The 13,503-nt window shown below is 56.3% G+C and carries 12 protein-coding genes; 3 read left to right on the plus strand and 9 right to left on the minus strand.

Translation table 11 applies throughout. The features are described from left to right. Positions 1–20: 20 nt before the first annotated feature. The 5 genes from ydgU to rstA form a co-directional block, all read right to left on the minus strand. Positions 21–101 carry a small membrane protein YdgU gene (ydgU, locus tag AAH446_RS19720; protein WP_463322774.1) on the minus strand — a complete coding sequence of 27 codons (81 nt, stop codon included), beginning with the start codon at positions 99–101 and terminating at the stop codon, positions 21–23. A gap of 105 nt (positions 102–206) precedes the next feature. Beyond that, complete coding sequence (gene asr, locus AAH446_RS01670; RefSeq protein ID WP_342904993.1) at positions 207–455, minus strand: acid resistance repetitive basic protein Asr; 249 nt, start codon at positions 453–455, stop codon at positions 207–209. A gap of 294 nt (positions 456–749) precedes the next feature. Next, positions 750–2,240 carry a carboxypeptidase M32 gene (locus AAH446_RS01675; RefSeq protein WP_342904994.1) on the minus strand — a complete coding sequence of 497 codons (1,491 nt, stop codon included), beginning with the start codon at positions 2,238–2,240 and terminating at the stop codon, positions 750–752. Positions 2,241–2,257: 17 nt separating this feature from the next. After that, positions 2,258–3,568, minus strand: coding sequence for a two-component system sensor histidine kinase RstB (gene rstB, locus AAH446_RS01680; RefSeq protein WP_342904995.1), 1,311 nt, complete (start codon positions 3,566–3,568; stop codon positions 2,258–2,260). Next, the gene (gene rstA, locus AAH446_RS01685) at positions 3,565–4,299 is read right to left on the minus strand and encodes a two-component system response regulator RstA (protein WP_342904996.1); all 735 of its coding nucleotides are present in this window, start codon (positions 4,297–4,299) and stop codon (positions 3,565–3,567) included. Before rstA ends, rstB begins: the two co-directional genes overlap by 4 nt. 176 nt (positions 4,300–4,475) lie before the next feature. Between rstA and AAH446_RS01690 the strand changes: the two genes are divergently transcribed. Next, positions 4,476–4,889 (plus strand): hypothetical protein, encoded by a 414-nt coding sequence (locus AAH446_RS01690; protein ID WP_342904997.1) that lies wholly within the window; start codon positions 4,476–4,478, stop codon positions 4,887–4,889. A gap of 213 nt (positions 4,890–5,102) precedes the next feature. Here the strand turns inward: AAH446_RS01690 and AAH446_RS01695 are convergent, their stop codons facing one another. Both AAH446_RS01695 and ydgH read right to left on the minus strand, forming a co-directional pair. Then, the gene (locus tag AAH446_RS01695; protein WP_342904998.1) at positions 5,103–6,494 is read right to left on the minus strand and encodes an amino acid permease; all 1,392 of its coding nucleotides are present in this window, start codon (positions 6,492–6,494) and stop codon (positions 5,103–5,105) included. Between the two features lie 229 nt (positions 6,495–6,723). Continuing rightward, positions 6,724–7,677: a DUF1471 family protein YdgH gene (ydgH, locus tag AAH446_RS01700; protein ID WP_342904999.1), complete on the minus strand. Its 954-nt coding sequence runs from the start codon at positions 7,675–7,677 to the stop codon at positions 6,724–6,726. 519 nt (positions 7,678–8,196) lie between these two features. Between ydgH and pntA the strand changes: the two genes are divergently transcribed. Then, on the plus strand, positions 8,197–9,726 hold the full coding sequence (gene pntA, locus AAH446_RS01705; protein ID WP_342905000.1) for a Re/Si-specific NAD(P)(+) transhydrogenase subunit alpha: 1,530 nt from the start codon (positions 8,197–8,199) through the stop codon (positions 9,724–9,726). Between the two features lie 10 nt (positions 9,727–9,736). After that, positions 9,737–11,125, plus strand: a complete 1,389-nt coding sequence (gene pntB, locus AAH446_RS01710; protein WP_342905001.1) for a Re/Si-specific NAD(P)(+) transhydrogenase subunit beta — start codon at positions 9,737–9,739, stop codon at positions 11,123–11,125. A gap of 79 nt (positions 11,126–11,204) precedes the next feature. Here the strand turns inward: pntB and uspE are convergent, their stop codons facing one another. Together uspE and AAH446_RS01720 are read right to left on the minus strand one after the other, a co-directional pair. Then, positions 11,205–12,155, minus strand: a complete 951-nt coding sequence (uspE, locus tag AAH446_RS01715; RefSeq protein WP_342905002.1) for a universal stress protein UspE — start codon at positions 12,153–12,155, stop codon at positions 11,205–11,207. Between the two features lie 176 nt (positions 12,156–12,331). Next, a complete protein-coding gene (locus tag AAH446_RS01720) occupies positions 12,332–13,087 on the minus strand; it encodes an FNR family transcription factor (RefSeq protein WP_342905003.1) in 756 nt (251 codons plus the stop codon). Positions 13,088–13,503 lie beyond the last annotated feature (416 nt).

Genomic DNA, 13,503 nt, shown 5'->3' on the forward strand with positions numbered 1-13,503 from the left:
AATATCAGCACACTACGGGGCTATAACCAGAAGCCCGCTGCGGTTACCCCGCACAGGATCAGCGTAACCAGGATAATTTCGAACCGATAGCGACGCAGCATTCTCCGCGACTCCGTAAAACACCCGGCATGCCGGGTGTGTCAGTAGCTGGTCCTGAAAGGAGACCAGATTCTCTCAGTCTGGGGAAAGCGTCTCCCCGCGCTGATTTATGCCTGTGGCGCTGCCGCTTTTTTTGCGGCCGTTTTATGATGCGTTTTTTTGACGGTTTTGCCCGCATGTTTTTTGGCCGCCTGCGCGTTCTGCACGGCAGGTTTATGCTGCTTGTGATGCTTTTTATGATGCGTCATGCTGGTTTTCGCCGGAGCAGGGGCTGCTGCCGGTGCGGTTTCCGCCGCGAACGCCACAGAAGAGAGACTCATCGCCGCAGCAACAACCAGAGCAGATAATTTTTTCATTGCAAACCCTCACATTCATAGGTCAGCCCTCACTGGGCCGGTAGAGAGACTCTATGAGAAAACGGCAGTGGATTCAGTGAGTGGTTGGTATCGGCGTGTAACGGATTGTACAACTCCGGAAAAACGGGGCTGATGGCAAGGCTCCGGCGTGAGAAACAGTGGCGGCCCGCTGAGTCATGGCAGGCGTTATTACTGTTCGTTGAGCTGCGCCGTCCGTGGCGTTGCGCGCTCTGTTTGCCGCTGTTGTCCTGCCGGTAAACCGTCTGAGGGCAGGCGAAGCCTGCCCGGTAAGCATCAGCCGCCGTTCAGATAGCGATTTTCCAGATGCTGACGGAACCACTGGGGATTGAGATCTTCGCCGGTTGCGTTTTCAATCAGCTGACGGGTGGTGAAGCGGCTGCCGTGTTGCCAGATATTCTGTCTCAGCCAGTCAAACACCGGCTGCAGGTTACCTTCGCGAAGCAGATCGCTGACCTGAGGCAGCGCTTCTTTCAGCGCCCGGAAGAGCTGTGCCGCATACATGGCCCCGAGCGTATAAGTCGGGAAGTAACCAAAGGCGCCGTCGGTCCAGTGAATATCCTGCATACAGCCATCGCGGTAGTTGCCGGTGGTATCCAGCCCCAGCATCGCCTGCATTTTCTCCTGCCAGAGCGTGGGAATATCGGCTACCTCAATCTCGCCGTCGATGAGGGCCTTTTCAATTTCATAGCGCAGGATAACGTGCGCCGGATAGCTGACCTCGTCAGCATCCACGCGGATCAGACCTGGCCTGACGCGCTGATTGAGGGCGATGAAGTTATTCACTTCAAGCGCCGGATCGTCGCCCAGCAGCTGCTTAACGTGCGGCAATAGCAGGGTCAGAAACTCCGCGCTGCGCCCGAGCTGTTTTTCAAAAAACAGGCTCTGGGATTCATGAATGGCCGTTGAGCGGGCGCGGGCGACCGGCTGACCTGCCCACTGCTTCGGCAGATTCTGCTCATAGCGCGCATGGCCCGTTTCATGGATAACGCCCATCATCGCGCTGATAAATTCGTTTTCGTTATAGCGGGTGGTGATGCGCACATCTTCCGGCACGCCGCCGCAGAAAGGGTGCGCGCTGACGTCCAGCCGGCCTGCGGAGAAGTCAAAATCAAGCTGCTTCATAATGGCCAGGCCAAGCTGCTTCTGGGAGGCCACGGCAAAAGGGCCGACGGGAACGTTGACGGTTTCGCCCGCCTGCTTGTCCACGATGCGCTGAAGCAGCGAAGGCAGCCACTGCTTAATGTCGCCGAAGGTTTTGTCGAGGCTGGCGCTGGTCATGCCGGGTTCAAACACGTCCAGCAGGGCGTCGTAGCGTGAACAGCCGTTGGCCTGGGCGCGAATTTCCGCTTCCTCACGGCTGAGCGATACCACCTCTTTCAGGTTTTCCGCAAAACCCTGCCAGTCGTTGGCCGGGCGCTGCTGTCGCCAGGCGTGCTCGCAGCGCGAACCCGCTACCGATTTCGCTTCCACCAGCGAGGCCGGAAGCAGCGATGCCTGCTGCCAGGCGCGGCGCATCTCAAACAGGTTGGCCTGTTCCACATCGTTCAGCGACGCCTGCTCCGCTTCATCCAGCCACTGACCCACCTGCTTCCCGGTAAGGATTTCATGCTGCAGTACGCTCAGCTCCGCCAGGGCCGCGCCGCGGGCCTGGCTGCCGCCGGGCGGCATCATGGTAAACATATCCCAGCCCGCGATCGCGGAAAGATGGCCAAAACGCGACAGGCGGGTAAAGGTTTTGGTCAGATTTTCATAGGCAGATGACATAAAATTCCTTGTAGTTATCAGACGCTGACAGGCAGCGAGGCAGAAGGTAAGGGTAAATTAACCGGCCAGTAAAAGCGAACGCGCGCGCCACCCAGCGGGCTGGCATCAATGGTCACGCGCCCTCCGAACGCCAGTGCAACAGAGTGGACGATCGCCAGACCGAGGCCACAGCCGCCGGTCGTCCGATCGCGGCTGGGATCGAGCCGTACGAAAGGCTCAAAAACGCGCTCGCGCTCCGCAGGCGGGATGCCGGGACCATCATCTTCCACCTGAAGAGAGAGGAACTCAGCGTCCAGACCGATGCCAACACGTATGCGTCCAGTGGCGTAACGCAGCGCATTATTGACCAGGTTATCGAGCACGCGCGCCATCAGGCGGCTATCCGTCATGCTGCCAAGCGGCTGTTGCGGCCTGTCCAGCTCAAAAATAAAGCCCGTATTGACGAGGCGGATATCCGCAAGCCGCTCTTCGAGCCAGTTGGTCAGATCCAGCCACTGCGGGTGCAGTGCTACTTCAGGGCGGTCGAGGCGTGCATAGGTCAGCATCTCATCAATCAGCGATTCCAACTGGCCAATATCGCGATTAAACGCCGCGGTCTGCGCTTCCGTCAGGTTATCACTCATCGCCAGACGGTAGCGCAGGCGCACCAGTGGCGTACGAAGTTCATGAGCGATACCATCCGTCAGCTGTTTTTTGCTCGCGACCAGCGTATTGATATTATCCGCCATCTGATTGAACGCCACTCCAAGCCGCAGCAGGCTGGAGGCCGTGTCGAAATGCACGCGTTCATCAAGATGCCCCTGCCCAAACCGCTGCGCCGCCGACTCCAGTCGCAGCATCTCCTTCCAGTGGGGGCGCATCCAGATAAAGACCGGCAGCGCCAGCGAGATGCCGATCAATGCCAGCAGAGCAATGTCGAGCAGCCGCATCTCATGCAGAAAGAACAGATAAGGAATCGGGCCAACCGCCAGCACATAATGGCTGTGTGGGATATGCTGGATAAAGGTGTACTGATCATCGAGCGCCACAATCTCACCCGCACGCAGCTGGCGCATCATAGCGGGATCGAGCTGATATTTACTCAGTGGCTGAATATGCAGATCAAATGAGAGATTCAGATCGAGGTTATCAATGGTTTTGTTCCACTCGCGGGGCGGGATCTCCCGCAGCTCACTGCGCATCAGATAGAGCGAGCTTTTCATCAGATCGTTCATCGACTGGCGGCCGGCGCGTTCGGCGGTGAACTTATAGACGAGGCCCACCAGCATCGCCATCACCAGGAAGCAGACGAACAGCAGCAGGTAAAACTGGATAAAGAGCTTTTTCACGGCATATCCCAGGCATGGGGGGCGAACAGATAGCCTTTGTTACGGATGGTTTTAATGCGGTAGGGCTCGGTAGCGCTGTCCAGCAGCTTTTTGCGCAGGCGTGAAATGGCGACGTCAATGCTGCGGTCCAGCCCATCATAAGCGACGCCGCGCAGGGATTGCAGCAGGGCATCGCGGTTCAGTATCCTGCCGGCGTGCGTTGCCAGTTCCCAGAGAAGATCAAAATCCGCGGTGGAGAGGGGGATTATCTCGCTTCCCAGCGTTACCTGGCGGTTAACGGGGTCAATGGAAAGCGTGCCGAAATTCAGCGGCTTCTGAACCTGCATCTGGGGTACGACTCTGCCGTTACCGCCGTGATTGCCACTGCCGGCCTGGCGAAGATGCAGACGAAGCCGGGCCAGCAGCACCGCCGGTGGTGTGGTTTTCAGAATATAATCACTGGCGCCCATTTCGAGGGCGAGGATATGGTTCATATCGCTGTCCAGCGAGGTCAGCAGCACGACCGGCCCCGACCAGCTTTTACCGGCACGTAAATCCCGGCAAAGCGTCATTCCATCCTTGCCCGGCAACATAATATCCAGCATGACCAAATCGGGATTGGCGGTGGCGATAGTGGCTTCGGCACAATCGCCCCGGGCTTCGACGATCACGTCAATGTCGTGGCGGCTGAGATAGGCTGCTATCAGCGAACCCACATCCGGATCATCTTCAACGAATACGATTCTGTTCATAGGGGATTTTTTCAGAAATAGAGGCACCAAGATTACCTGTTGTTACTCTTGCCGACCATTGTCAGACGCTAAATAAAGCTCAATGAGTAGTATATGGCGCGTATAATATGCCATTATATTAGCAGGGTTGTTCAGACAACCTGTGGAGAGTCATTAATTGTGAAAGGAGTGAACGGGTGTCTGATAAAGAGCTGGCTTCTGCGGTGCACAGTGATCCTATCTGCCTTAATTATATCGACTTTCTCTCTGCCTCCTGCAAGAAGCGATGGCGCTTCGTTGATGCTATCTATGGCGTTCTTCCCATCTTTGGCATGGTGACAAAGAACTCTCCTGACCTGCCGCATGCCCCCTCCGAAAGGCTGAAAGCGCTGGCGTTGCAGATCATTTCTACTCAGGTCAGCGATGAGATCAATATCGCCCGCCTGATTACCCTGGCCGAACAGCAGCGCATCCGTCTGTTCGACATTCTGCTGCCATACCCGCTCTCTGAGACGCAGCTTGAGTCGATTCGCAAAGAGTATGTTAAGCCCCTGGACCTTCAGCAGGGCAGCGACCGTTTAACGGTTCGCATCCCTCTTTCTTCCCACTAGCTGGCTGACATTCTCAAACGTTTGCTCTGAGAGTAACGGATTATGCCCTGCATATTCTTTTAGCCTGGCTACCGCAGAGTGTCCGGGCTGACCAGGCATCAAAGGGTAGCTGTTCGCAAAAGCGTGTTACTGAGGATTTACCGCGCGTTCAGTTTGCTGCTTAAACGGGTCAATAACTGTTTCCCACGCATAGGGTGGGAAACAGGGGGAAAGCTAGCGCACCAGCATCCAGAGCGCAGGCGCAGAACCCAGCACCAGCACACCCATCGACACCCTTTCAAGCCCGCTGAGTTTCCCTTCGCCGCGCCCGTCACGGCGGGCGAACAGAAACAGCATCACGCCCGGCGCGTAAAGCACCACGGAAAGCAGCAGATGTAGCGGGCCGGACGCGTAGAGCAGCCACAAGCCGTAGGCGCTCGCGCCTGCCGCGACAGCCATCACGCCCGGTTTTTTCAGGCTGCGGGCCACTTTGAAGAGATAAGCGCCGACGAGGAAATAGGGCACCAACACCATTTCGGAGGCGATAGTCAGCAGGGTGTTGTAATCCGAACCCGTTAGCCAGATCAGGATCAGGCAGAGCTGCACGCTGAGGTTGGTCAGCCAGAGGGAAGCGGCGGGCGCACCCCGGGCATTCTGCCGGGCGAGCGAGCGGGGGAATGCGCCTTTTTCGGCCGCGAGCATCGGCACTTCAGCCGCCATAATGGTCCAGCTCAGATAGGCGCCGCAGACGGAGACAACCAGCCCCAGCGCAATAATCAGATCGCCCCAGGAGCCAATCAGCCGCGTCATCAGGCCCGCCATTGAGGGATTGCGCATCTCAGCCAGCTCCGCCCGGGGAACAATGCCGAGAGACAACAGCGTAACGAGCAGGTAAACGATCAGCGCTGCCACCACCGCCAGCAGGGTAGCCTTGCCAACATCCCTTTTATTCTGCGCCCTGGCCGATACCACTACCGCGCCTTCCACGCCGATAAACACCCAGAGCGTGATCAGCATGGTGTCTTTCACCTGCTGCCAGACCGGCGTACCCAGATCGAGTCCGGTAAAATCAAACGTAAAGCGGTCGTAATTGAAAGCCACCGCCGCCAGAACGATGAATAACCCCAGCGGCACCAGCTTGCCCAGCGTCGCCACCAGATTGATGCTGGCAGCGGTCTGAACGCCGCGCTGCACCAGCCAGTGAACCAGCCACAGCAGCACGGAGGCGCCCAGAATTGACTGCCAGGTATTACCGTCGCCAAAGACCACGTGGCCGGGCGAATCGGTAAAGAAACTCAGTGCTGAAAAAACGATGACCAGATAGGAGACATTAGCAATCACCGCGCAGAGCCAGTACCCCCAGGCGGAACAGAAGCCGACCAGCTCACCAAATCCCTCCCGGGCATAGGTGAAGATACCGCCGTCCAGTTCCGGCTTAAGGCGGGTCAGCAGCAGCAGGGCGCAAGAAAGCAGGATAATGCCCACGCCGGTTATCGCCCAGCCAATCAGCAAGGCTGCCGGACTGGCCACCGCCGCCATGTTTTGCGGCAGGCTGAAGACGCCTGCGCCGAGCATGGAACTCAACACCAGCGCGGTCAGCGCGGTAAGACCTAATTTTTTGTCCAAGAAATCATCCCGATAGCAGAATAAAAAACCATGTTCAGAGCGGCTGCTCGCGTTTCATGCAGGTATAAGCGCATGAATACCGAGTATAGCCCTGAAACCGGCTGGCGATTTTACGGAGTGCGTTCAGCAGATGCAATGCGAAGAGGGGGAATAAATGCGTGTTTATGCAAAAAAAAGCGGAATGCTATGCAGAGCGGAGCAAAGACGGCCCGCAGGCCGTCTTGAGGGATTACTTGAACAGATCGGCTGAAACGGTCAGGTTGCCGCCGCTCTGATTAGACCACTGGCGGGTGATGTGATAGTACTTCGCGCCTTTATCGATCGCGGCGCGGCCAACGGCCTCGGAAATTTCGGTTGGCGTGCCGAAGTGGCCGGTGAAGGTGACGCTGTCATAGGGCTGCATCTGAGCGGCGGTGATGGCATTCACCTCCTGCACGCTTTTGCCGTCCGGCGTGGTCACCGTATAGCGTCCACCGCGGGAACTCTGCGTTTCATAAAAGCGGCCCACCTTGGTGCTCGGTGTTTCAGAAGAGGCAACGCCCGGAATCTGCACCGTTTTCGCCGCAGCGCCACCGGCGGCCAGCGCCGCTTTACCCGCATCGGAATCTGCCGGGATCAGGTCAGGAGACTGCACCTTACGCTCGGGCGCATCCGCTTTGTAGATGTAGGCGGTAATGTACTGATTACCGCCGCTGTTAGCGTCAACCTGGCGCACAATAAAGAAAGAGGCTGCGCCTTTTTCCTTTGCCGCACGGGTGATCGCGTCGTTCACGTCGGGCTGGCTGCGGTAAAAGCCGCTGACGGAGACGGTATCGTACGGCTCCAGCTTGTAGGCTTCCTGCTTATTCAGTTCACGCACGCCGTTAATTACGCGGTCGTGGCTTTTCTCTTTCGCTTCCGGCGCATCCTCGTGGTAAAGGTCAGCCACCACGCGCCAGTTGCCGCCGTTACCGTTAGTGTCGTTAATGCCCTGCACGTAAAAGGCGTCGGCACCGAGTTCATCGGCACGTTTGGAAATGGCCGAGGTGGCATCGCCGATGGCGTTAAAGCGCCCGGTAAGCGTAATACGATCAAACGGCTTCAGCGCTGCCGCTTTTTCCGGCGTCAGTTCCTGTGCCGCCTGTGCGGTTAATGCTGTGAGTGATAACAGGGCTGATGCCAGAATGGTAATCTTCAGCTTCATAAAAATAATCCTTCGCCTTGCGCAAAAAAATGAGTACGAAAACGTGCTGGACTCTTGATGTGTAACAGATTAGCTGCCGATTATTGCATGTAATAATGCCCCTGTCTCAGCCATTTTGAGCCATTGGGTTGCGGGCAGTACACGCGGTGAAATGAAAAGATGAAACCGTTGTGTCAGGGGGGATAATGCTTCGTCACCGGCAATTAAACGGACCCGCGGCCGGTGCGTACACGTTAATGCTTTGTTAATTAATGTTTTTACCGCGCATTACGCGGAAAGCCCCCGATTGTTGACCAGCACATTATCTGTATGAGTTGCCTAAATTCAGCAGATCAACATCGCCCAGGCCCCTTGTATATGAATGATTATCGGCAATGTGCGGAAACGGGCCGGGGTAAGCTGGATTGCCGGACACAATTTCAGTAGCTTATAAACAGTTTGACACAAATCCTCTGAAGGTCACGCCGGCCGCCGGAGGCAGGACCAACCATCATCCTCCTACTGATGAAAGGGAATATTATGCTAATTGGAATAACCAAAGAAAGGTTGCCCAACGAAGCGCGAGTTGCCGCTACGCCGAAAACGGTGGAGCAGCTGCTGGCGCTCGGCTTCAGCGTGACGGTAGAGCGTGGCGCAGGGAAACTGGCTAGCTTTGATGACGCGGCCTATGTCGCCGCAGGAGCGACGCTGACCGATACGGCCAGCGTCTGGCAGGCCGATATCATCCTCAAGGTCAACGCGCCGGATGACGAAGAGATTGCCCTGACTCGCGAGGGCAGCACGCTGGTAAGCTTTATCTGGCCAGCACAGAACCCGGAACTGCTGGAGAAGCTCGCGGCCCGCAAGGTTACCGTGATGTCGATGGATGCGGTACCGCGTATCTCACGCGCCCAGTCGCTGGATGCGCTGAGCTCCATGGCGAATATCGCCGGCTATCGCGCCATTGTGGAAGCCGCTCATGAATTCGGCCGCTTTTTCACCGGCCAGATCACCGCCGCCGGCAAGGTTCCGCCGGCCAAAGTGATGGTGATCGGCGCTGGCGTGGCGGGACTTGCGGCGATTGGCGCCGCAGGCAGCCTTGGCGCTATCGTTCGTGCGTTTGATACCCGCCCGGAAGTTAAGGAGCAGGTGCAGAGTATGGGTGCCGAGTTTCTGGAGCTGGACTTCGAGGAAGAGGCGGGCAGCGGAGACGGCTACGCGAAGGTGATGTCAGAGGCCTTTATCAAAGCGGAGATGGCGCTGTTCGCTGCGCAGGCTGAAGAGGTGGATATTATCGTCACCACTGCGCTTATCCCGGGGCGTCCGGCACCGAAGCTGATCACGGCGGACATGGTGGCGTCAATGAAGCCCGGCAGCGTGATTGTTGACCTGGCCGCGCAGACGGGTGGGAACTGCGAGCTGACCGTGGCAGATGAGGTCTTTGTTACGGAGAACGGCGTTAAGATCATCGGTTATACCGATCTGCCAAGCCGCCTGCCGACCCAGTCTTCCCAGCTTTATGGTACAAACCTCGTTAACCTGCTTAAGCTGCTGTGCAAAGAGAAAAACGGTGAAATCGCCATTGATTTTGAAGATGTGGTGATCCGCGGCGTGACCGTCGTGCTTGACGGCGAAATTACCTGGCCTGCTCCGCCCATTCAGGTTTCCGCAGCGCCCAAAGCGGCCCCGGCAGCGGCCAGGGTTGAAAAGCCGGCAGAAAAACCCGCTTCGCCTTACTTAAAATATGGGTTGTTTGCGCTCGCCATTCTGCTGTTTGGCTGGCTGGCTAACGTGGCGCCGCCGTCGTTCCTCGCCCACTTCACCGTCTTCGCGCTCTCCTGCGTGGTCGGTTATTACGTGGTCTGGAACGTCAGCCATGCTCTCCATACCCCGCTGATGTCCGTTACCAACGCTATTTCGGGCATTATCGTGGTCGGCGCCGTCCTGCAAATCGGCCACGGGGGCTGGGTAAGCTTCCTGTCGTTTATTGCGGTACTGATTGCCAGCATAAACATCTTCGGTGGATTCACCGTCACTCAGCGCATGCTGAAAATGTTCCGTAAGAACTAAGGGGTAGACAATGTCTGGCGGATTAGTTACTGCAGCATACATTGTTGCCGCACTGCTTTTTATCGCGAGCCTGGCAGGGCTCTCAAAACATGAAACCTCCCGAAAAGGAAATCTGTTCGGCATCGCCGGGATGGCCATCGCCCTGATCGCCACCATCGCAGGACCTTACAGCCATAACGTTGCCTGGATCCTGCTGGCGATGGTGATTGGGGGAGCCATCGGTATTCGTCTGGCGCAGAAAGTCGAAATGACTGAAATGCCGGAGCTGGTTGCTATCCTGCACAGCTTTGTGGGTCTGGCAGCGGTTCTGGTCGGTTTTAACAGTTATATCGATCACGGCCCCGGCATGGAGGCGATACTTGAAAATATCCATCTGACCGAAGTATTTGTCGGCATATTTATCGGTGCCGTGACTTTTACCGGCTCCATCGTGGCATTTGGTAAACTGCGCGGCAAAATCTCCTCGCGCCCGCTGATGCTGCCGCATCGCCACAAGCTGAATCTGCTGGCGCTGGTTGTTTCGCTGTGCCTGCTCATCATCTTTGTGCGTACCGACAGCACCGGCCTGCAGGTCGTGGCGCTGCTGCTGATGACGCTGATCGCGCTGGCGTTCGGCTGGCATCTGGTGGCCTCCATCGGCGGTGCCGATATGCCGGTCGTGGTGTCGATGCTTAACTCCTATTCCGGCTGGGCGGCGGCGGCGGCGGGCTTTATGCTCAGCAACGACCTGCTGATCGTGACCGGTGCGCTGGTCGGCTCAAGCGGTGCGATCCTCTCCTATATCATGTGTAAGGCGATGAACCGCTCGTTTATCAGCGTGATTGCTGGCGGTTTCGGTACCGACAGTAGCTCCACCGGTGAGAGCGAAGAGCAGGGCGAATACCGGGAAATTGATATCGCAGGCACCGCTGAGCTGCTGAAAAACTCGGAGACGGTGATCATTACTCCCGGCTATGGCATGGCGGTGGCGCAGGCGCAGTATCCGGTGGCTGAAATAACCGAGAAGCTTCGTGCGCGCGGTATCAAGGTGCGCTTTGGCATCCATCCCGTTGCCGGTCGTCTGCCGGGGCACATGAACGTGCTGCTGGCTGAAGCCCGCGTGCCTTACGATATCGTGCTGGAAATGGATGAAATTAATGACGACTTTAGCGGTACTGATACGGTACTGGTGATCGGCGCTAACGACACCGTTAACCCAGCGGCGCAGGACGATCCGCGCAGCCCGATAGCCGGTATGCCGGTGCTGGAGGTGTGGAAAGCGCGTAACGTGGTGGTCTTTAAGCGTTCAATGAATACCGGTTACGCCGGCGTCCAGAATCCGCTGTTCTTTAAGGAGAATACGCAGATGCTGTTTGGCGATGCGAAGACAACGGTCGATGCAATTCTGAAAGCGCTGTAAAAAGCCGGGGAAGCCCGGCTGAGCAAGCCAGCCTATGCAGGCTTAATGATAAAAGACCCGCGCTCCGGCGCGGGTTTTTTTAATCGTCTTCGTCATCATCCAGCTCGACCGGTGAGGTAAAGCCGTCAGGCTTGATCGCCAGCAAATCGCAGCGGAGATGGTCAATGACCTGCTCGGCGGTGTTCCCTAAAAAGGCGGCCGACAGGCCGGTGCGCCCGATGGTGCCCAGCACCACCACGCCCGCATCCAGATGGTCAGCCAGATCGGGAATGACCTCTTCAGGTAACCCTTTATCCACGTGCGTGAATTTTTCATCAATGCCGAATTTCTGTCGTAGCGCCTTCATTGCCAGCAGATGCTGTCCGCGAATAGCATCGTTATAGACGCTGGGATCAAAATCCGGCAGCTCAATAGCGATATTAATAGGGGTGACGGGATAGGCACCGACAAGATGCACTTCGGTATGGTTCACCATTGTTGCAAGCTCCTGCGTCTCCCGTACCAGCTTGGCGTTGAGCGGATCGTGATGGGGCTCTTCGCTGGCGAGGTTAACGGCCACCACGGCTTTACCGCCTTCCGGCCAGGGTTGATCTTTCACCATCCAGACCGGACAGGGACACTTGCGCAGCAGATGCCAGTCCGTCGGCGTAAAGACCACCGCCTGAAGCCGGTCGTGCTGGTGGGCCATTTTCAGCAGGAGATCGTGACGGCCTTCGATCACTTCCTGAATAATCGCCTCAAACGGGCGGTTATGCCAGATGACCTTAATATCGATATTCACGCCCGCATCAAGATAGGATTGCGCCTGCTCGCGGATCCATTCTGTCCTCTGGCTGATCACTCCCTGGCGCATGGTGATACGTTCATCCGGCGAGAGCAGGGTGGTCATCTCATACGAGAAGTCATAAATAGGCAGAAAAGCGGTAATGCGACCGCCCAGACGCTGGTTCAGATAGACCGCGCGGCGGAGGGCGGGCTGATCGTCCTGCTGCGGATCGATAGCCACGAGAATGTGTTGATATTTAACCATAACGGTTTCTCCATACGCTGAGCGTGTTTGCTTAAAGATAGCCCAAGCGAGGCTCGCGCAGAAGGAAAAAGTTATAGCGGGATCAATATTATAACAAATAGTTTATAGGGTGAGTCAGGGGGCGATTTGAGCGGCAGGAAAGAAAAGTCGGGCTGCGGGAACAGCCCGGCATCGCGTCAGGCAATGGCGCGGCTCTGACCGGCCAGCTGCGAGAGCAGATCGTGGTTTTCGATAGTGATATATTTACCTTTTACCGCCAGCATACCGTTTTTCTGAAAGCGGCCCAGCAGGCGGCTGATGGTTTCCACCGTCAGGCCAAGGTAGTTACCGATATCGCCACGGGTCATGGTCAGACGGAATTCACGCTGGGAGAAACCGCGCTGGCCGAAACGGCGCGACAGGCCATAGATAAAGGCCGCCAGGCGTTCTTCAGCGTTTTTCTTAGAAAGCAGCAGGATCATCTCCTGGTCGCCCTTAATCTCACCGCTCATCAGGCGCATCATCTGCTGGCGCAGGCTGGGCATTTTACCGGAAAGATCGTCGAGGGTTTCAAACGGGATTTCACAGACCATCGCCGTTTCCAGCGCCTGTGAAAAGCTCGGATGCTGCCCCATGCTGATAGCGTCAAAGCCCACCAGATCGCCCGCCAGGTGGAAGCCGGTGATCTGCTCATCGCCCTGTTCGGTAATGGTGTAGCTCTTGATGGTCCCGGAGCGAATAGCATAAAGCGATTTCAGCTCGTCACCCGCTTTAAACAGCGTCTGACCTTTCTGAATCGGCTTTTTACGTTCAATGATATTATCAAGCTGATCGAGTTCATGCTCGTTCAGCGTGAAGGGAATACAGAGCTGGCTGATGCTGCAATCCTGACAATGGATCGCGCAACCGCCAGACTGTATGCGTCTTGAGATAATACGCTTTTCCGGGATCATAATTTACGCTCGACTGATTATTGACTGAGGTCAATTTTAACATTCTTCCGGGGCGAAATGGAACTGATCCGGGCTCATTTAGCCACATAAAAGCAATGGATGCTCTTATTTTTGTCTATCTACATGAAATAACTCATAAAAAACTCCGACCCCAGCCTCACGATCGTTCATAAATGCGGGTTATTTCTGCCGCCATGGCAAAATAATGCATCAAATAAGGCCCTTAAGCCTCGCCAGCCACCGGCTTACTCCACGACCGGACAATACGTATTAGCATTAAAACTTCATTAATGTGTACGGCGACCTGAATTAATAGGAGCCAATATTCGCTTTCTCATTTCAATAAGGCGGGCGTTATTATTTAGATTCAAAAAAATTCATATCAAAATGAATAGATGCTGAGAGAGGGAATATCT

The organism is Erwinia psychrophila (assembly GCF_039023475.1).
Taxonomy (GTDB): Bacteria; Pseudomonadota; Gammaproteobacteria; order Enterobacterales; family Enterobacteriaceae; genus Erwinia.